The sequence below is a fragment of the Streptomyces sp. NPDC090077 genome (genome assembly GCF_044747545.1).
Classification (GTDB): Bacteria; Actinomycetota; Actinomycetes; order Streptomycetales; family Streptomycetaceae; genus Streptomyces.
In genome coordinates this window covers 44,131-63,008 of sequence record NZ_JBIVEG010000027.1, presented here as the reverse complement: position 1 = coordinate 63,008, position 18,878 = coordinate 44,131, and the positions used below count along the sequence as shown (strand labels likewise).

The window sequence follows — 18,878 nt, the reverse complement described above, 5'->3', positions numbered from 1 at the left end:
ACGCTGACGTGCACCCAAGCGCGACAGATCGCTACGCGCTCCTCCCGTCTCAGCGTCCGACGACCGCCCGAGGCTGATACCTGCACCAAAAGTCGACCAGGGCAGCGCGGAAACGCATGAGCGCGACAGATCGCTACGCGCTTCTCTGATCTCGGCGTCCACCGACCGTCCTGGGCTGGTCTGGGACGGGTTCGACGTTGTCGACAGCGGTGGTGAATTCGAGGCCCGAGGCGTTGCGGATGTAAGCCAGCTCCATCCAGCGTTCGACACCTCTGTCGGAGACGTTTTCGTTGATCACGGCCATCAGCCTGCCTTCGACGCCGGATGCAATGTCACGGACACGGCGGTGGAGAAGACGGTGCGGCACGTACTCGTAACAGTCAGACACCGGTCGGCCCTTCGCAGGTGGGGAGCTCTCCGTTGTCGTCATTCGGCTGAGGGAACGTGGCGATGAACCGTTCCAGGCCATGCGCGGCACGGGCGATCAATTGGCCGGACGGTTGGCAGCAGCCAGGCGACGGGGAAGGCTGCTGCTCGGTGTCGGGGGTCATCCGGTGCCTCTCTCGGAGGGGATCTCTCATCCGGGACCGTATGCGCGGCAGCAGATTGCAACGAGGACACATCAGAGGACATCTCGCGGGAGTAGCGTCATTTCCGCATCTGGCGGATCAGCTGCAGCACGCCCTTGGAGAGCAATGTCCCGGAGCCCTGGAAACCCGGCCTTCCGAACCGCCCGCCTGGAACGCGGATGGCACAGCCAGGCCGACGTGGCCTCCGCCTACGCCGCCCACGCTGCCGCGCTGGGCGAGCCGGGCACCATCGACGTACGGCAGGTGCGGCGATGGGAGTCGGTGAAACCGGGCTGGCCCAACACAGGGGCGAGGAAGGTGCTGCGCGCCATGTTCGGGCTGCCGCTGGAACAGCTCGGCTTCCTCCCGCCCCACAGGGAGAGGACTGGGATTCCAGACCAGGCCGAGGAGGGTGGGGTGCGCAGGCGTTCGTTCCTGCAGGGCGTGCTCAGCGCGGCGCACCTGCTCGGGCCGGCCGGGCAGGACCAACTGGTCGCCGCGCTGGCCCAAGCCCGCCGCTACAGCGACCACTCCTTGGCCGGGCACCTTCGTGCAGCTCTGGACGCGGCGGCGCGTGCCGACGGGAACACCGGACCTCGGCAGGCTCTGCCGGCTGCGATGGAGATCCTGGCGGTCGTCGAGCACCTTGCCTGCGACGCGTCCCCTTCCGTACGGAGGGAGTTACTGGCAGTCGGCGCGCGGGCGGCGGAGTTCACGGCATGGCTTCACCGCGACGCCGGTGCCCCGGCGCACGTCACGGTCTTCTTCCACGACCGGGCCGTCGAGTGGGCGACCGTGACCGGCGACGGTCCCATGCACGCCTACGTTCTCCTGCGCAAGGCGCAGGCCACCGATCGCCATGACGCGCTCCGCATGCTCGACCTCGCCCATGCAGCCGCCCACGGCCCCTGGAACCTGCCGCCCCGGGCCCAGGCCGAGGCCCTTCAGCAGGAAGCCCGCGCTCTGGCCCTCACCGGAGCACCACCGGACGCCGTCGCCCGCACCCTAGACCGAGCCCATCAGGCACTTGACCGAGCAGGAGAAGCAGAACCCGCAAGCTGCACCGGACCTCTGTGCGGGGGATACACCCGGGACCGGCTGATGGCGCAGAGCGCGATCAGCCACCGCGAGGCCGGCCAGCCGGGCCGCGCCGTCGACCTCCTCCAACGGCATCTCGCCGATGGCACGTTCGCCCCTAGGGACCGGGCGTTCTTCACCGCCCACCTCTCAGGCGCCCTCGCTGCCGCAGGTGAACCCGAGCAGGCTGCCGCCATCGGGATGTCCGCGCTGCGCCTCGCCGCTGCTCCCGGTTTCGGACAGGCCCTCGGCGAGCTGCGCCGCACCGCCGCCCAGCTACGTTCCCACGCTCGACGGCCCGCCGTACGCGAACTTCGGCAGGCGTTGACGGCGCTGACCGTCTAGGCGGTCAGGAACCGGCTCACCCGGTCGATGACTTGGGCTTGCCAGATCTGTGTCTGAGGATCGGCGTAGCCGGGATCGTCGTGGACCGCGAAGCCGTGCTGGGCGCCGTCCAGCTCCAGCAGCTCTGCGGAGGCGAAGACGGGCAGGTACCGGCGGGAGGATTCCACCGGGACGAAGGTGTCCTTCGTCCCGTGCACCAGGAGGACCGGCGCCCGGACCGACTTCAGGTAGGTGTCCGGATCCAGGTGGAACACTTCGTTGTGCAGGGCCCTGCCCAGTTCGAACGGCGACTTCTCGGTGAAGCCGCGCTCGTTCAGATCATGTGCGGCCGTGGCCGAGATGTAGTCATGCTCGAAGTACGGGCGGCTGTCGACGTAGCGGTCCCGGTAGTCCAGGCGCGGGTTCAAGAGCACCAGCCGCTCGACATCCTGCGGCCTCGACGCCGCGTGCAGGGCGGCCGCTCCACCCGAGAAGGACGCTGCGATCACGTGCGGCGGGCCGGCCGCTCCCGTCTCCCGGCGAAGGTGGTCTCCGGCAGCCCGGATGTCGTTGGCGACCCCCGCGATGGTGATGTCCTGGGGTCGGCCCCCGCTCGACCCGTGCGCCCGCAGATCGAACCTCAGGGACTGTACGCCCACTGCTGCGAGCCCCTCGGCCAGCCGACGGAAGAAGCCCCCTTCCTCCCTGGTCACACCGGCTCCGTGCACCAGCACGGCCGTTCCCGCCGCGCCCACGGTGGACGGAGCCGCCACCGTTCCCTCCAGCTTCGTACCGTCCAGCGACCGGAACTGCACTTCCCACTCAGAGGCCATGCCCCCGATCGTAGAGAGCGCAAGGGCAGCCCGGACGCCAAACCGGCCAGCCCCTGCGAGGGTGTATCTCCCCATGGGTACCAAGAACGAAGCGCGCGGAGATTTGTCGCGCTTGGGCGCTCGGCAGGACGATGTTGGTCGTCCGATACGACGCCTGGACGGAGTTCTCATGACCGCATGGACGCATCCCACGATCACCTTCACTCGCCGCGCCCCCGAGCAGGCCTCTTCCCTTACGGATCAGCTGCTGGCCGTGTACTCCGAGGTCTACGACACCCCTCCGTACGTGGGTGATCCGTTCTTCGCGGTGACGACGTACGCATCGCGTCTCCAGGCCGCCTACGACATGGAGGGCTTCGAGGTGGTCTCGGCGCACCTCCCGGACGGCGCCATGGCCGGATACGTCCACGGCGTGACCCTCACCCCGGACCGGGCTTGGTGGGAATCACTCCTGCAGGAGGAGAAAGTCCCCGCAGCAGCCGAGAAGGCTGCCGCCGCAGGTGACGTGTTCTGGCTGAGGGAGCTGATGGTTCTCCCCACCCACACAGGCCAAGGGCTCGGCCGCGCCCTCCACGACGCGATGGTGCACGGCCGAAGGGAGTCCTGGACCACCCTGACCTGCATCACCGACAACGAGCCCGCCCGCTCCGCCTACCCGCGCTGGGGCTACGAGGTGATCGGCCGCATCAAGCACGCCCCGGAATCCCCGGTCTACGACGCCATGGTGCTGCCTCCGGGGGCGTAACCCTGGTGCGCGAGGGAAGACGGACTGGCACGATGACTGGCGTGATCATTCGTCGAAAGGCCGATGCCGCGTAGACGGCCGGGCGCGCTACGCGCCGAAGGACCGCTTCCCCGCCTCTGGAGACCGGCACCACCACCCCGCATTCACGGGCTCTCTGCCAGGACGAGCCTGGCCGTGCACCGCGTCGAGCGCCTGAGTACCGACTACTACCTGTACCCGGGTGCCACTGCCCGGGCATTGCGCTGCTACCGCGACTTCCTTGCTCCGGGCAGGCGCCCCCTGTACCCGCAGGAGGCGGAGTGCTCCTGCTCCGGCTGCTCCTTCGACGACGTCAGGCACGCCCGCGACGTGCTCGACGAAGTCTCAGGGAACCTGCCACACCCGGCCCGCGCCGAGCTCCTCCGGCTCCTGCGCCCCCTGGACGCGACGTTCCTGCGCCGCACCCTCCCTGATCCCTTCGCCCACCGGCGCATGTGGCGCGTAGAGCTGTGGTGGTACAGGCGGCTGGCTGACAGGTGGTAGCCACGACGGCTGCCGGACGCTGAGACGGGAGGAGCGCGTAGCGATCTGACGCGCTCATGGGCTCCCGCGCTGCTCTGGTCGACTTTTGGTGCAGGTATCGGCCCAAGGCGGTCGCCGGACGCTGAGACGAGAGAAGCGCGTAGCGATCTGTCGCGTCTGGGTGGTCCGCAGGCCGCTCTGATCGACTTTTCGTGCAGGTAGTCGGGCCCCTGGCGCGGAATGAGGCTGCTGAGGGCTCGGATGCCCGGCGGGCCGGCGCCCGGCCCCTCGCCTCATCGCTGAGAGACCCGTCCCTTGATCATGGACCGTGCCGTTTCTTTGGGGGTTTCCCGGCAGTCTTTCGGCTTTCCGGGGCGGGTCGGCCTGTCAAGGGTGGCCGAAGGCCATCGCGTAGCGACGCGACGAAGGAGCGCCCTTGACAGGCCGGCACGAACCGGAAGGACGATGGGACTGACGGGAAGCCCCCAACCCTCCCTGAGACCGCCCAGGGGAGTACCGCCCCCAGCCGACCCACCCGCACCCGGGAGGCGGGTGGGCAGGCGCCGATCGGCGTCCGGGGGTCGAGGGGGAGATGGCGGGCCCGCACCGCGAGCCCCCTACCCCTACCCCTCCCCCGCCACCCCCGCCACCTCCCGCACCCGGCGCCGGTGGCGGGCCACCCGCTCCCGGTTGCCGCACAGTTCGCTGGAGCACCACCGGCGGCGGTGGCCGCGGGAGGTGTCCAGGTAGAGGCGGCCGCAGCCGTCGCCCTCGCAGGACCGGATCAGGGCCAGGTCGCCGGGGTCGGTGAGGAGCTCCACCGCGTCCCGGGCCACCGCGGCCAGCATCCCGGCGCACTCCACCCCGCCGCAGAGTTCCCGGACCAGGTGGCCCTCCCGGTCCCGTACCGCGCACACGCCCGGGGGCGGTCCCGCGGCGGCCGCGTTCACCCGGGCCAGGGCGTCCTCGTCCGGGGCGGTGCCGGCCCGTTCGGCGCGGACGAGGGTGCCCACGTCGTCGCGCAGCGAGCGGAAGGCCTCCACCCAGTCGGGGCCGAGCCCGGTGAGCGGGGTCCGGTCGGGGACCAGGCCGGCGCCGACGAGCCACAGCCGCAGTGCGTCGCCGTCGCGGATCCCCTCCCGGCATCCGGAACCGGCCCCTTCGGCGCCCTCCGTCGCGAGCAGGTCCAGGCAGACCCGCCCGGAGTCGAACCACATGCCCGTCCACATGCCCGTCACCGCCTCGTCGCCGTGGGACTGGGACCTTCCCCAGAGTGCCGTCGGCCGCCGTGAAGCGGAAGCCCCCGCGCGGGCCGGGCGGCGCCTAGGAGGCGGGTGGTTCGTCGTGCAGGACGCGCTGGAAGAGGCGGTGGTCGCGCCAGGCTCCGTCGATGTGGAGGTAGCGGGGCGCGAGGCCGATCTCGGTGAAGCCGTTCTTGGCGAGGACGCGCATGGAGGCCCGGTTGTCGACGAGGGTCTGGGCCTCCACCCGGTGCAGCCCGTGGTCCTCGCGTGCGGCGCGGACGACTTCGGCCAGCCCGGCGGTGGCCAGTCCCCGGCCGTGCCAGGCCCGGTCGATCCAGTAGCCGACGCCGCCGCTGCACAGGGGGCCGTGCGCGATGCTCCCGAGGTTCATCGCCCCGACGACGGCACCGCTGCCCGCCTCCACGAACACGTACGGCACGAGCCGTCCCCCGTCGCGCTCCTCCAGCATCGCCTCGATGCGTGCGCGCTGCCCGGCCTCGGTGTAGAAGGCCTCGGTCCGCGAGGGCTCGTACGGTGCCATGGCGGCCCGGTTGCGCGTGAGCACGTCGGCCAGTGCGGCGGCGTGCCCGACCGCCAGGCCCTTCATCTCCACCCCGTCGATGATCATGCGGGCACGCTAGCGGACGCCCGTTCCCGTGCTCCAGCCCTCGCCCTCCCCCGGGTCCAGCGAGAGCCGGTACCCCCGCTTGACCACCGTCTGGATCAGCCGCGGGGCCCCCAGGGCCGCCCGCAGCCGGGCCATCGCGGTCTCGACGGCGTGTTCGTCGGTGCCCGACCCGGGCAGCGCCCGCAGCAGGTCGGCCCGGGACACCACCCAGCCGGGGCGCCGGGCGAGCGCGGCGAGCAGGGCCATCCCGGCGGGCGGGACCGGGCGCAGCGCGTCGTCGACGAGCACCGCGTGGCCCCGGATCTCCAGCCGGTGTCCGGCGACGGGCAGGACCCGGGCCCGGCCGGGGAGTTCGCGGCACAACACCTGGACCAGGGGCCCGAGCCGGAACCGCTCCGGCTGGACGGTGTCGACGCCTTCTGCCTGGAGCGGCAGGGCGGTGACGGGCCCGACGCAGGCGGCTGCCACGGGCCCGCGGAGCGCGTCGAGCACGGCTTCGCGCAGGCCGCGTTCGGCGGCGCGGGAGAGCAGGGAGGCGGCGGCGGGTGCCGAGGTGAAGCTGACGGCGTCGACGGCTCCGACGGCGACGGCGTCCAGCAGCCGGTCCAGCGGTGCGAGGTCCTCGGGCGGCATCCACCGGTAGACGGGTACGGGGACTACTTCGGCCCCGCCGTCGCGCAGGGCCTCCACGAATCCGGGGAGCGGCTCCCCGTGGAGCTGGAGCGCGATGCGCCGGCCGGCGACGCCGCCGGCCAGCAGCCGGTCCAGTACCTCGGCCAGCGATTCCGACTGCGGGGACCAGGCTTCGACCAGTCCGGCGGCGCGTACGGCGCCCTTGACCTTGGGGCCGCGCGCCAGCAGTTCGGTGGTGCGCAGCCGTTCGAGGAGGTGTTCGCCGGTGCCCCAGCCGTCGGCGGCTTCGATCCAGCCGCGGAATCCGATGGCGGTGGTGGCGACGACGGCGTCGGGCGGGTTGTCGACGAGGTCCTTGGTGGCGGCCATCAGCTCGCTGTCGTCGGCGAGGGGCACGATCCGCAGGGCGGGGGCGTGGACGACGGCGGCTCCGCGCCTGCGCAGCAGGGCGATGAGGTCGTCCGCCCGTCGGGCGGCGGTGACTCCGACGGTGAATCCGGCCAGGGGGCCGTGCGTAGCGTCGTCCATCGTGGTGACCTGCCTTGCGCTGGGGGGTCCTGCGTCGGGGGCCGCCGCCGGGTCCGTCCGGGGTGTTCCGGCGGGGTCGGGGACGTGCCTCGCGCCGGGGTGTTCCGAGCCTGCCAACGCGGCGTGTCAGGCTCGGTTCCACGGCATTTCGGGTGGGTTAACCAGCCCGCGAGCAGCCCGGTCTCCGCTCACACCGAGGTGAGCTGGGCTTTCCTCTCCCCCTGTCCGTCGTCGGCGACGGCGGCCGGGGCGGCGGCGGGCCGGCGAAGGTATACCGCCCAGGTGACCGCGCAGCACACCGCGTAGAAGCCGAGGAAGGTGGTGAAGGCGGCCGTTCCGGAGCCGGACTGCTGGAAGGCCGCGCGGAACACCAGGTTGATGCCGAGTCCGCCGAGCGCGCCGACGGCTCCGATGAGGCCCATGGCGGCACCGGACAGCCGCCGTCCGTGGGCGGCGGCGGCTTCGCCGTCGAGGCCGCGGGCGAGGGCCTTGGCCTGGAAGATGCCGGGGACCATCTTGTAGGTGGAGCCGTTGCCGAGGCCGCTGAGGGCGAAGAGCGCCGTGAATCCGACGAGGAACACCGGCAGGGAGGCGCGTACGGAGGCCAGCAGGACCACTCCGGTCGCGGCGGCCATGGCCACGAAGGTGGCGAGGGTGATCCGGGCGCCGCCGTAGCGGTCGGCGAGTGCCCCGCCGACGGGCCGGACGAGGGATCCGAGGAGCGGGCCGATGAAGGTGAGGGAGGCGGCCTGGAGGGGGGTCCGGCCGAACTGGGTCTGGAGGACGAGCCCGAAGGCGAAGCCGTAGCCGATGAAGGAGCCGAAGGTGCCGACGTAGAGGAAGGCCATGATCCAGGTGTGGGCGTCCCGGGCGGCCTCGCGGACGGCTCCGCCGTCGTTGCTGACCGGCGCCAGGTTGTCCATGCGTACGAGGGCCAGGGCGGCGGCGAGCACGATCAGCGGGAGGTAGGTCCACAGCAGCAGCCGGGGGTGTCCGGCTCCGGCGGTGCCGATGACGAGCAGGGCGGCGAGCTGGACGACGGGGACGCCGATGTTGCCGCCGCCGGCGTTGAGGCCGAGGGCCCAGCCCTTCTTGCGCAGCGGGAAGAAGGCGTTGATGTTCGTCATGGAGGAGGCGAAGTTGCCGCCGCCGACGCCGGTGAGGGCGGCCACGGCGAGGAAGGTGCCGTAGGAGGTTCCGGGTTCCATGACGACGAGGGCGGCGATGGTCGGCGCGAGCAGCAGGAGGGCGCTGACGACGGTCCAGTTGCGTCCGCCGAAGCGGGCGACGGCGAAGGTGTAGGGGATGCGGACGAGGGCGCCGACGAGGGTGGCGGTGGCGATGAGGAAGAACTTGCCGGCCGGGTCGATGCCGTACTGCGGGCCCATGAAGAGCACCATCACGGACCACAGCGACCAGATCGAGAAGCCGATGTGTTCGGAGACCACGGAGTAGAGGAGGTTGCGGCGGGCGATCCGCTCCCCGCCCTCCCGCCAGAACGTCTCGTCCTCGGGGTCCCACCGCTCGATCCAGCGGCCTCCCCTGCGCGGTGCGGTCGTCGTACCGGTCATCACACGCCTCCACCCTCCACAGCTGTCGTGCTCCGTGGTGAGGAGGCTAGGGAGGTCGCGTTTCGGCCCCGGTTCCCGCCGGATGACCGGGGGGAAACCTTGCACTCACCCGCCGCCCCGGCCGGGTGTGAGCGCTGCCGGGAGCCAGCTGTCCGGGGGGACTTCCAGCCAGCCGCCGGCGTTCTGGAGTTCGGTGGCGGCGCGGTGGAGGGCGTCGAGGCCGGGGTGGTCGAGGCCCTTGCGCCACACCATCGACAGCGGGGACAGCGGTACGGGGTCCACGAGGGGGCGTTTGACGCTGCCGGGCATGTCGAGGAAGCCGACGGCCGCCAGGACGGGGGTGCGGGTCTTGGCCATGACCCGGACGAACTCCTCCTTGCCCATCGCCACGGGGGCGGGCGGGGCGACGGCGATGCCGCGCCCGGCGAAGAGCTCGCGGGCCAGCCCGGTCCACTCCAGGGTCCGCGGGTTCCCGGCTCCGGCGTACACGCTCTCGCCGGCGAGGGCGGCGAGCGGTACGCGGTCCAGGGCGGCCAGCGGGTGGTCCTCGGGCAGCAGCACGGCGAGGGGTTCGTGGCGTACGGGGCGGTGGTCGAGCCGGGCGCGGAGGGCGGGTGCGAGGCCGTGGGCGTATCCGAAGGCGACGTCGAGGCGGCCGGCGGCGATCTCGCCGGCGGCGTGGGTGAGGCCGCTCTCGAAGCGGGCCATCAGTTCGCAGCCGGGGGCGAGTTCGCGGGCGCGTTCCAGGATGCGGCGGCCGGTGCTGGGGCCGTCGGTGTTCATGTCGACGAGGAGGGCGCGGGGCGATCCGGCGAAGGCGGCGGCGAGGGCTTCGTGGGCGTGGAGGACCTCGCGGGCGTGGGGCAGCAGCCGTTCGCCGTCGGCGGTGAGCTCGACGGCGCGGGTGGTGCGCAGGAACAGCGGGGTGCCGAGGGTCTGTTCGAGGCGGCGGACGTCGCGGCTGAGGGCCTGCTGGGCGACGTAGAGGCGGGCGGCGGCGCGGGAGAAGTGCAGTTCCTCGGCGACCGCGAGGAAGCCGCGCAGCAGGCGGGGGTCGACGTCACGGGCGGTCATCCCCGGAGATTAACAACGCGGGCGCGTGAATGGCCCCGGAACAGGTGTTGGACCGGCGCCGGGGGCGGGCCGCAGGCTCGGGGCATGCCGCAGGAATCCCCGCTCATGACCGTGACCGGCAGCACCCTCGTCCTGGCCGCGCCGCCCTCCGCACCCGCCCCGCCGTCTTCCCCTCAGCCTTCCCCGCCGTCGCGCCCGGCGGCCCGTGTCCGGGGCCCGTACGCCCGGCTGTTCACCCGCCCCGGCGCGCGCGGGTTCACCGCCGGGAACCTGCTGGCCCGGCTGCCCATGGGCATGTTCGGGGTCAGCGCCGTGATGATGATCGCCGGGCAGCGCGGCTCGTACGCCCTGGCGGGTGCGGTCACCGCCACCGGGCTGGCGGCCACCGCCCTCGTCGCCCCGTGGACGGCCCGGCTGGTCGACCGCCACGGGCAGGCCCGGGTCGCCGTACCGGCCACCGTGATCGCCGTGCTCGGCTCGCTCTCGCTGGTGCTGTGCGTCCGTACGCAGGCCCCGGCGTGGACCCTGTTCGCCTCGTACGCGGCCACGGCGACGACCCCCAACATCGGGGGCATGTCCCGGGCCCGCTGGACCCACCTGCTGCCCCCGTCCGAGCACCACACGGCGATGTCGTTCGAGCAGGCCGCGGACGAGCTGTGCTTCATGCTGGGCCCGGTCCTCGCGGCGTTCCTGTGCACCGCCGCCTTCCCGGAGGCGGGCACCCTCGCCGGGGCGGCCCTGCTGCTCAACGGGATGCTGGTGTTCACCGCGCACCGGGCCACCGAGCCCCCGGCGACCGGGGTGCCCGCCGCCGGGCCGGGCCCGTCGCCGCTGCGCGCCCTGCTCCCGCTGCTGGGCCCGCTCCTCGCCGCCGGGGCGGTGTTCGGCTCGATGGAGGTGGCCTCGATCGCCCACCTCGCCGCCCTGGGGCTCGGCGGCGCTTCGGGCCCGGTGCTGGCGCTCCAGGCGGCGGGCTCCTGCGCCGCCGGGCTGTTCTACGGCACCCGCCGCCCGCGGAGCCTGCGGACCTGCCTGGTCGCGCTGGCCGCGGCGATGGCCCTGCCCTGGGCGGCGGCGGCCACCGGCTCCCTCGCGCTGCTGGCGGGGGCCCTGCTGCTGGCCGGGGTGGCGACGGCGCCGGTGATGGTGGGCGCGATGGCCCTGGTGCAGCGGGCCACGCCGCGCGGCCGCCTCAACGAGGGGATGAGCCTCGCCGTCACCGCGATCATGGCGGGCATCTCCGTCGGCGCCGCCGGCGCGGGCCAGGCCGTCGACCGGCTGGGCTCCACGGCGGCCTACGCCCTCCCGGCCGCCGCGGCCCTGCTCGCCCTGGCCTTCTCGGTAGCAACATCCCGATTTATCCGTATTGTTCCGGCGGGCGAGTGACGCGCCCGCGTGGTACGCACCACTCCTCCGCGCGATCCCGCATAACTGGGGGTGCTTTCCCCCAGCGCCCTTCCCTTCGCGGAGGAACTCCCCTTGCCTGCTTCACGCTCCGTCTCCTCGGCCCTCGTCGTCGCAGCCGTCACCGCGTCCTGCCTGGTGCCGGCCGTACCGGCCCTGGCCGACACCTCCCAGATCCGGTTCTTCCAGCCGTACGTCCCCTCCATCGCCCCCGGCCAGACGGGCCGCGTGGTCATCGCGGCCGTGAACGGCCAGGAACCGGCGCGCAGCAGCACCTTCCGCATCACCGCCCCGGAGCGGACCACCTTCCCGGAGGCCCGCTTCTACTGGAACGGGCAGCGGGCGGCCGCCTCGTGCTCCCGCTCGGCGGACGCGCGCCAGCTGACCTGTGACGCGGGCACCCGCGCGGGCTTCGCCTTCCCGGCGGACACCCAGACGCGGCTGGCGGTGACCGTGAAGGTGGACCCGAAGGCCCCGCAGGGCACGACGCTGGACGGCGGCGAGTGGTCCAACGACACGGACGCCCCTGCCCTGTTCGCCGTGTCCACCCCGGTGACGGGCCCGAAGGGCGACGACGGCCGCCCGGGCCACGACGGCCACGACGGAAAGCCCGGCCACCACGGCAAGCCGGGCCGCCCGGGCCCGCAGGGCGAGAAGGGCGACAAGGGGGACAAGGGCGAGCCCGGCAAGGACGGCAAGCCCGGACAGCCCGGCAAGAACGGCAAGGACGGAAAGCCCGGCCCCCAGGGCCCCCAGGGCCCCGAGGGCAAGCCCGGCCCGGGCGGCGGCCCCAAGGGCGACAAGGGCGACAAGGGCGAACCCGGCAAGGACGGCAAGAACGGCAAGGACGGCAGGCCCGGACAGCCCGGCAAGGACGGAAAGCCCGGACGGGACGGCAAGCCCGGACAGCCCGGCAAGGACGGCAGGCCCGGACGGGACGGCCACGACGGCAAGGACGGCGCTCCCGGCCCCCAGGGCCCCAAGGGCGAGCCCGGCAAGGACGGAAAGCCCGGGAAGCCCGGCAAGGACGGCACCTGCAAGAAGTGCGGCGGCCACCACGGCAAGGACGACCACCACGGCAAGGGCGGGAAGGGCGACAAGGGCGACCACAAGGACGGCCCGAAGGCCCGCATCGTCACCTCCGGCCACGGCCTCGGCATCCGCTCCGGCCCCGGCACGGGCTACAAGCAGACCGGCAAGATCCCGGCCAACACCGTCGTGAAGCTCCAGTGCAAGGTCAACGGCCAGACCGTCGGCGACAACGCGATCTGGTACAAGCTCGCCGACGGCCGCGGCTGGATCGCCGCCCGCTACGCCCTGAACCTCAACAAGGTCCCGTACTGCTGAGCCCCCGGCCCGGCACCCCGGCATGACGAAGGCCCCGCAGCCGGTCGGCTGCGGGGCCTTCGCCGTCACCGCACTCGGGCCCGGATATGGACCCGTACCGGAATCGGGTACATAATCGGTACCGGGTTCCGGTACCAGTGCGAGGGAGTGTGGCCCATGCCCATCAGCGCCAGCGAGGCACGCAAGACGCTGTTCCCCCTGATCGAGCGCGTCAACAACGACCACACCCCGGTGCGCATCAGCTCGAAGAACGGTGACGCCGTCCTCATGTCGGCGGAGGACTACGACTCCTGGCAGGAGACCGTGTACCTGCTGCGCTCGCCGGCGAACGCCCGCCGCCTCATGGAGGCGGTCGCGCGCGACCGGCAGGGCACGGCCGCCGTCGCCAAGAGCATGGAGGAGCTACGCGCCCTGGCCGGTGAGGAGTGAGGAGCGTCCACTTCGACCCCGACGCCTGGGAGGACTTCCTCTACTGGCTCGCCGCGGACCGGAGGATGGCCAAGCGCATCACCCGCCTGATCGGCGAGATCCAGCGGACGCCCTTCGACGGCATCGGGAAGCCGGAACCGCTCAAGGGCGACCTCTCCGGCTACTGGTCCCGCCGGATCGACGACGAGCACCGCCTCGTCTACCGGGCCGATGACAAGGAAGTGAAGGTCCTCAAGGCCCGCTACCACTACGCGGACTGAAACCGGGCATGACGAAGGCCCCGCAGCCAAGCGGCTGCGGGGCCTTCGCCCACATGGGATGAGTGGAGATGGCGGGAATCGAACCCGCGTCCAACGGTGCAGAAGCAGGGCTTCTCCGAGCGCAGTCCGCTGCGATTTTCTCGGCCCCGGAGATCACACGGACAAGTCTCCGACGGGCTCAGTCACTGTTTGATTTCCCTCCAACCCCCGTGACCGGGGCTAGAGGTTTAGATCCCTAGTTGACGCCAGGATCCGGACCGGGACCACTTCCGGGCTGACGCTCCTCACAGAGGCTTCAGCTCACTGTTATTAGGCAGCGAGGGTGAAGCGGGAGTTATCGCTCTTGGAGTTGGCGATTATTTTTTGCGACATGTGGTTAGCGAGATCATTGCCGCTTCCTCGGCTCGCTTCCCCTGCATCGACAGCCGCTGTCGAAACCGATCATCCCCATGTTGTGTTATCAAACAGCGCCGACCCCGGAGGGGCGGTGCTGAACCCCATGGTACGCGAAGTGGACCACCGGGTGCCAGGAGATTAAACCGTGCCCCGCTGCTTGCGCCGGACCGCCGAGATCGCCCGCTGCGTCTCGCGCGTGTCCTGCTTCTCGCGCAGGGTCTGGCGCTTGTCGTACTCCTTCTTGCCCTTCGCCAGCGCGATCTCGACCTTCGCCCGGCCGTCCTTGAAGTACAGGGACAGCGGGACGACCGTGTGGCCCGACTCCTCCGACTTGCGCTCCAGCTTGTCGATCTCCTCGCGGTGCATGAGGAGCTTGCGCTTGCGGCGGGCGCTGTGGTTGGTCCAGGTGCCCTGGCTGTACTCCGGCACGTGCACGTTGTACATCCAGACCTCGCGGCCCTCCACCGACACGAAGCCGTCCACCAGCGAGGCCCGGCCCTGGCGCAGGGACTTGACCTCGGTGCCGGTCAGGACGATCCCGCACTCGTAGGTGTCGATGATCGCGTAGTCGTGCCGGGCCTTCTTGTTCTGGGCGATCAGCTTGCGCCCTTTTTCCTTAGCCATAGTGCGGTCATTTTCGCACTACGACCCCACCCCGAGGCCACCCAATACCGTGCGGGCCCGCTCCTCCGCCCCGTCGCCGGCCGCCAGGTCCGGGGTGATGCCCCCGCCGTCGAGGCTGCGGCCCGCCGGAGTGCGGTACGTGCCCACCGTCAGCTCCGCGACCGCGCCGCCCGGGAGCTCGGTCGGCATCTGCACCGAGCCCTTGCCGAAGGTGCGGGTGCCCACCGTCACCGCCCGGCCGCGGTCCTGGAGGGCGCCGGTGACCAGCTCGGCCGCGCTCATCGTGCCGCCGTCGACCAGCGCCACCAGGGGGCGGGCGGTGTCCCCGCCCGGGTCCGCGTACAGGGCGCGCTCGGAGCCGCGTACGTCGTACGTGGCCACGAGCCCGCCGTCCAGGAACGCGGAGGCCGCGGCCACCGCCTCGGTGACCAGCCCGCCCGGGTTGCCGCGCAGGTCCAGCATCACCCCGCCGCCGGGCGGTGCCTCGCGGACGGCCGTCCTGACGCGCTCCCCCGAACCCCGGGTGAAGGAGGACACCTTGATCACGGTGATGCCGCCCGCGAGGCGGCGTACGGTCACCGCTTCGGTACGCAGCTGCGCGCGCCGGACGCCGACGGTGAGGTCGGCGCCGTCCCGGCTGAGGCCGAGCACCACCGGAGTGCCGGCTTCCCCGCGCAGCAGCGCCACCACGTCGGGCACCGCCAGCCCGGTCACGCTGCGGGCGTCCACGCTCAGCAGCCGGTCCCCGGCGCGCAGGCCGGCCCGGTCGGCGGGGCTGTCCGGCTGGACCCGGTCGACCTCGATCCGGCCGTCGCCGCGACGTCCGGCCCAGAGCCCGACCCCGGTCCAGCGGCCGTCGAGTTCCTCCGCGAAGGCGGCGTACTCGCCCCGGTCGTAGACGGTGCCCCAGCGGTCGCCACTGCGGCTGACGACCTCCTGGGCGGCCTTCTTGCCCGACTTGCCCTCGGCGACGGCCTCGGCGGCGGCGCGGGCGACGGCCTCCCGGTCGGCGGTGCCGGTACCGGTGCCCGGGCCGGGCACGGGGGTCGGGTCGGGTTCGCCGACGCCCGCCAGGAAGGCCGTGTGCGGCTCGTCCGCCTCGTGCGGGGACCAGCATCCGGTGGCCGCGGCGGTCCCCACGCAGACGGCGAAGACCAGCGTCAGGACGGCCCCGCGACGCAGGTCGCGGGGCCGGAGACAGAAGGCGGGCAGACCCGGCATGTCGCCGAGTCTAGGACAAGCCCCGCTGCGGCAGGCCCGGTTGCCGGGAGACCGCAGGAGGCGCTCGTCATACCTTCAGGTACTTGCGCAGCGCGACGAACGCTGCGAGCGAGGGCATCAGCAGCCCGATGACGAGCACCAGCGGCAGCTTGGCGAGGACCGCGTCCCAGCCGATGAAGTTGATCAGCTGGAGCTTGTCGCGGAGCCCGATGCCGTGGTCGATCACGAAGTACTGGCCCGTGCCGAGCATCCCGCAGGCGAAGACGGCGCCGATGAGGCCGGCCACGGCCGCCTCCATGATGAACGGCACCTGGATGTAGAAGCCGGAGGCCCCCACCAGCCGCATGATGCCGGTCTCCCGCCGACGGCTGAACGCCGAGACGCGCACCGTGTTGACGATCAGCAGCAGCGCCACGATCAGCATGACCAGCATGATGCCGAGCGCCGCCCAGTTCAGGGTGCCGAGCAGGGCGAAGAGGTTGTCGAGCTCGGTGGACTGGTCGGCGACCGACTGGACGCCGTCGCGCCCGGCGAAGGCGGAGGTGATGACCTCGTACTTCTCCGGGTTCTTCAGCTTGACCCGGAAGGAGTCGGGCATCTGGTCGGGGGTGACGACGGAGGCCAGGGCCGTGTGGCCGAAGCGCTCCTTGTAGTGCTTGTAGGCCTCGTCCGAGGACTCGTACATGACGGTCTGGACGAGGTCCATCTTCTTCAGCTCGGCTTCGATGCCCTGCTTCTGCTCGGGGGTGACCGCCCCCTTGGAGCAGGGCCGGCCGCTGACCGCGGTGGTGCCGGAGGAGGCCGGTGCCCCGGCGGCGGCCGGGGCGGCGGCGCCTGCCGCGTCCAGGGCGTCGTTCTTCGTGCAGAGGTAGACGGTGACGTTGACCTTGTCGTACCAGTACCCCTTCATGGCGCTGACCTGGTCGCGCATGAGCAGGGAGCCGCCGAACAGGGCCAGGGACAGGGCCACGGAGATGATGACCGCGAAGGTCATGGTGAGATTGCGGCGGAGGCCGACGCCGATCTCCGACATGACGAACTGGGCGCGCATGACGTCTCAGGGGCCTTTCAGTGCTGGTAGCCGTAGACGCCGCGCGACTGGTCGCGCACGAGCCGGCCCTGTTCGAGTTCGATGACGCGCTTGCGCATCTGGTCCACGATCTGCTGGTCGTGCGTGGCCATGATGACGGTGGTGCCGGTCCGGTTGATCCGGTCCAGGAGCTTCATGATGCCGACGGAGGTCTGCGGGTCGAGGTTGCCCGTCGGCTCGTCGGCGATCAGCAGGGCCGGGCGGTTGACGAAGGCGCGGGCGATGGCGACGCGCTGCTGCTCGCCGCCGGACAGCTCGCCCGGCATGCGCCCCTCCTTGCCGCCCAGGCCGACCAGTTCCAGGACCTGCGGGACGGCCTTGCGGATCTCGCCGCGCGGTTTGCCGATGACCTCCTGGGCGAAGGCGACGTTCTCGGCGACCGTCTTGTTGGGCAGCAGGCGGAAGTCCTGGAAGACGGTCCCCAGCTGGCGCCGCATGTGCGGGACCTTCCAGTTGGAGAGCTTCGCGAGGTCCTTGCCGAGGACGTGCACCTGGCCGTGGGTCGCCCGTTCCTCGCGCAGGACCAGCCGCAGGAAGGTGGACTTGCCGGAGCCGGAGGAGCCGACCAGGAAGACGAACTCGCCCTTGGCGATGTCGAGGGAGACATCTCTGAGTGCGGGCCGGTTCTGCTTCGGGTAGGACTTGGAGACGTTGTCGAATCGGATCACGGGAGCACCACGGTCGCCGGGAGTAGGTGACCGTGACCATACGCGACCGGACGCCGGGTGGGGACCCGGCCATCGGTAGTTGCCCGATAAATCCCCGGGTGTGGGAGGAGCCGGACCGTGATTGCCCGGACGGGCCGCGCCGAATGTCGGCGGAGCTGGCACAGTGGTAGGGGGAACGGACCGCGTCCCCGTGCCGTTGACCATGACGAGGGGACGAGAGGAGGAGCGCATGACATATGACCGGCTCGTGTGCGCGAACTGCGCCGCACCCGTCAGCCAGGGCCGCTGTCCGGTGTGCCGGGCGAACCGGGAGCGCCTCCAGCAGGAGGGCCCCTTCGCCGGGCTGAACCCGGCGACGCTCATCGCGCTTCTGGTGGTGCTGGTGGCCGCGCTGGCTCTGGTGGCACGGACCGCGTAGCCCGCGGCACGTTCCGATCAGCAGGCATCACCGTGTGACCGCGTGGGTCACACGTAATGGGGAAGGGCCCGGACACCACCTGGTGTCCGGGCCCTTCCTCGTGCTCACGCGTCGCGCGGGTTACGCGGTCTGCTCCTGCTGCTTGCGCCAGCGGATGCCGGCCTCCAGGAAGCCGTCGATCTCGCCGTCGAGGACCGCCTGCGGGTTGCCGACCTCGAACTCCGTCCGCAGGTCCTTGACCATCTGGTACGGGTGCAGGACGTAGGACCGCATCTGGTTGCCCCAGGAGCTGCCGCCGTCCTTGAGGGCGTCCATCCTGGCCTGCTCCTCCTGGCGGCGCCGCTCCAGCAGCTTGGCCTGGAGCACGTTCATCGCGCTGGCCTTGTTCTGGATCTGCGAGCGCTCGTTCTGGCAGGAGACGACGATGCCGGTCGGGATGTGCGTGATGCGCACGGCCGAGTCGGTGGTGTTGACGCCCTGGCCGCCGGGGCCGGAGGCGCGGTACACGTCGATGCGCAGCTCGGACTCGTCGATCTCGACGTGGTCGCTGGTCTCGACGACCGGCAGGACCTCGACACCGGCGAAGGAGGTCTGGCGGCGGCCCTGGTTGTCGAAGGGCGAGATGCGCACGAGGCGGTGGGTGCCCTGTTCGACGGAGAGGGTGCCGTAGGCGTAGGGGGCCTTGACGACGAAGGTGGTCGACTTGATGCCGGCCTCTTCCGCGTACGAGGTCTCGTAGATCTCCGTCGGGTAGCCGTGGCGCTCCGCCCAGCGCAGGTACATGCGCTGGAGGCGCTCGGCGAAGTCGGAGGCGTCGACGCCGCCGGCCTCGGCACGGATGTTGACCAGGGCCTCGCGCTCGGCGTACTCGCCGGAGAGCAGGGTCCGGACCTCCATCTCGTCCAGTGCCTTGCGGACGGACACCAGCTCGGCCTCCGCCTCGGCGAGGGTGTCGGCGTCGTCCATCTCCTGGGCGAGCTCGAACAGCACCGCGAGGTCGTCGATGCGGCCGCGCAGGGTCTCGGTCTTGCGGACCTCGGCCTGGAGGTGCGAAAGCTTGCTCGTGATCTTCTGGGCGGCTTCCGGGTCGTCCCACAGGGACGGCGCGGCGGCCTGCTCCTCGAGCACGGCGATATCTGCCCTCAGCTTGTCGAGGTCCAGGACGGCCTCGATCGACCCCATGGTCGAGGAGAGGGACTTCAGCTCTTCGGAAACATCGACGACTGCCACAGGGTCAAGCCTAGCCGGTCCTCGGACGGCACTGTCCGGCCAGGCCGGATCGGGGCGTACGGAG

At 71.7% G+C, this 18,878-nt stretch carries 19 protein-coding genes and 1 other RNA gene; 7 read left to right on the top strand and 13 right to left on the bottom strand.

What is annotated here, in order from left to right; translation table 11 throughout:
• Window positions 1-133: 133 nt before the first annotated feature.
• Window positions 134-388 (bottom strand): hypothetical protein, encoded by a 255-nt coding sequence (locus ACIPW5_RS31800; protein WP_401252364.1) that lies wholly within the window; start codon window positions 386-388, stop codon window positions 134-136.
• A gap of 379 nt (window positions 389-767) precedes the next feature.
• Between ACIPW5_RS31800 and ACIPW5_RS31795 the strand changes: the two genes are divergently transcribed.
• The gene (locus ACIPW5_RS31795) at window positions 768-1,991 is read left to right on the top strand and encodes an XRE family transcriptional regulator (protein ID WP_401252361.1); all 1,224 of its coding nucleotides are present in this window, start codon (window positions 768-770) and stop codon (window positions 1,989-1,991) included.
• Here the strand turns inward: ACIPW5_RS31795 and ACIPW5_RS31790 are convergent.
• A complete protein-coding gene (locus ACIPW5_RS31790) occupies window positions 1,988-2,803 on the bottom strand; it encodes an alpha/beta hydrolase (protein ID WP_401252359.1) in 816 nt (271 codons plus the stop codon). The genes ACIPW5_RS31795 and ACIPW5_RS31790 overlap by 4 nt on opposite strands.
• A 169-nt stretch (window positions 2,804-2,972) precedes the next feature.
• Between ACIPW5_RS31790 and ACIPW5_RS31785 the strand changes: the two genes are divergently transcribed.
• A complete protein-coding gene (locus ACIPW5_RS31785; RefSeq protein ID WP_401252356.1) occupies window positions 2,973-3,548 on the top strand; it encodes a GNAT family N-acetyltransferase in 576 nt (191 codons plus the stop codon).
• 1,124 nt (window positions 3,549-4,672) lie between these two features.
• On the opposite strand, the gene ACIPW5_RS31780 is transcribed toward ACIPW5_RS31785, so the two are convergent.
• The 5 genes from ACIPW5_RS31780 to ACIPW5_RS31760 all read right to left on the bottom strand — a co-directional run bounded on the left by ACIPW5_RS31780 (window position 4,673) and on the right by ACIPW5_RS31760 (window position 9,727).
• Window positions 4,673-5,278, bottom strand: coding sequence for a CGNR zinc finger domain-containing protein (locus ACIPW5_RS31780; RefSeq protein WP_401252354.1), 606 nt, complete (start codon window positions 5,276-5,278; stop codon window positions 4,673-4,675).
• 94 nt (window positions 5,279-5,372) lie between these two features.
• Window positions 5,373-5,921: a GNAT family N-acetyltransferase gene (locus ACIPW5_RS31775; protein WP_401252351.1), complete on the bottom strand. Its 549-nt coding sequence runs from the start codon at window positions 5,919-5,921 to the stop codon at window positions 5,373-5,375.
• A gap of 9 nt (window positions 5,922-5,930) precedes the next feature.
• Entirely contained in the window at window positions 5,931-7,082 is a 1,152-nt protein-coding gene (locus ACIPW5_RS31770; protein WP_401252348.1) for a uroporphyrinogen-III synthase, read from the bottom strand.
• Between the two features lie 188 nt (window positions 7,083-7,270).
• Complete coding sequence (locus tag ACIPW5_RS31765; protein WP_401252345.1) at window positions 7,271-8,653, bottom strand: nitrate/nitrite transporter; 1,383 nt, start codon at window positions 8,651-8,653, stop codon at window positions 7,271-7,273.
• Between the two features lie 105 nt (window positions 8,654-8,758).
• Window positions 8,759-9,727, bottom strand: coding sequence for a LysR family transcriptional regulator (locus ACIPW5_RS31760; protein WP_401252343.1), 969 nt, complete (start codon window positions 9,725-9,727; stop codon window positions 8,759-8,761).
• 84 nt (window positions 9,728-9,811) lie between these two features.
• Here ACIPW5_RS31760 and ACIPW5_RS31755 point away from each other — a divergent pair, with 84 nt between their 5' ends.
• From ACIPW5_RS31755 to ACIPW5_RS31740, 4 genes are all read left to right on the top strand, one after another.
• Window positions 9,812-11,113, top strand: coding sequence for an MFS transporter (locus ACIPW5_RS31755; protein ID WP_401252340.1), 1,302 nt, complete (start codon window positions 9,812-9,814; stop codon window positions 11,111-11,113).
• 93 nt (window positions 11,114-11,206) lie between these two features.
• Complete coding sequence (locus ACIPW5_RS31750) at window positions 11,207-12,478, top strand: SH3 domain-containing protein (protein ID WP_401252337.1); 1,272 nt, start codon at window positions 11,207-11,209, stop codon at window positions 12,476-12,478.
• 156 nt (window positions 12,479-12,634) lie between these two features.
• Complete coding sequence (locus ACIPW5_RS31745; RefSeq protein ID WP_401252334.1) at window positions 12,635-12,907, top strand: type II toxin-antitoxin system Phd/YefM family antitoxin; 273 nt, start codon at window positions 12,635-12,637, stop codon at window positions 12,905-12,907.
• Window positions 12,904-13,167 carry a Txe/YoeB family addiction module toxin gene (locus ACIPW5_RS31740; protein ID WP_401252331.1) on the top strand — a complete coding sequence of 88 codons (264 nt, stop codon included), beginning with the start codon at window positions 12,904-12,906 and terminating at the stop codon, window positions 13,165-13,167. The genes ACIPW5_RS31745 and ACIPW5_RS31740 overlap by 4 nt, the downstream gene beginning before the upstream one ends.
• A 60-nt stretch (window positions 13,168-13,227) precedes the next feature.
• On the opposite strand, the gene ssrA is transcribed toward ACIPW5_RS31740, so the two are convergent.
• The 5 genes from ssrA to ftsE all read right to left on the bottom strand — a co-directional run bounded on the left by ssrA (window position 13,228) and on the right by ftsE (window position 17,166).
• Window positions 13,228-13,616: a transfer-messenger RNA gene (gene ssrA / locus ACIPW5_RS31735) on the bottom strand.
• 85 nt (window positions 13,617-13,701) lie between these two features.
• Entirely contained in the window at window positions 13,702-14,187 is a 486-nt protein-coding gene (smpB, locus tag ACIPW5_RS31730; protein WP_362468308.1) for an SsrA-binding protein SmpB, read from the bottom strand.
• A gap of 18 nt (window positions 14,188-14,205) precedes the next feature.
• Window positions 14,206-15,408, bottom strand: a complete 1,203-nt coding sequence (locus tag ACIPW5_RS31725) for a S41 family peptidase (protein ID WP_401252327.1) — start codon at window positions 15,406-15,408, stop codon at window positions 14,206-14,208.
• Window positions 15,409-15,475: 67 nt separating this feature from the next.
• The gene (ftsX, locus tag ACIPW5_RS31720) at window positions 15,476-16,459 is read right to left on the bottom strand and encodes a permease-like cell division protein FtsX (protein WP_401252324.1); all 984 of its coding nucleotides are present in this window, start codon (window positions 16,457-16,459) and stop codon (window positions 15,476-15,478) included.
• A gap of 17 nt (window positions 16,460-16,476) precedes the next feature.
• Entirely contained in the window at window positions 16,477-17,166 is a 690-nt protein-coding gene (gene ftsE, locus ACIPW5_RS31715; protein WP_007264414.1) for a cell division ATP-binding protein FtsE, read from the bottom strand.
• 229 nt (window positions 17,167-17,395) lie between these two features.
• Here ftsE and ACIPW5_RS31710 point away from each other — a divergent pair, with 229 nt between their 5' ends.
• Window positions 17,396-17,584, top strand: coding sequence for a hypothetical protein (locus ACIPW5_RS31710; protein ID WP_007264415.1), 189 nt, complete (start codon window positions 17,396-17,398; stop codon window positions 17,582-17,584).
• 120 nt (window positions 17,585-17,704) lie between these two features.
• Here the strand turns inward: ACIPW5_RS31710 and prfB are convergent, their stop codons facing one another.
• Window positions 17,705-18,814 (bottom strand): peptide chain release factor 2, encoded by a 1,110-nt coding sequence (gene prfB, locus ACIPW5_RS31705; protein WP_401252320.1) that lies wholly within the window; start codon window positions 18,812-18,814, stop codon window positions 17,705-17,707.
• Between the last annotated feature and the right edge of the window lie 64 nt (window positions 18,815-18,878).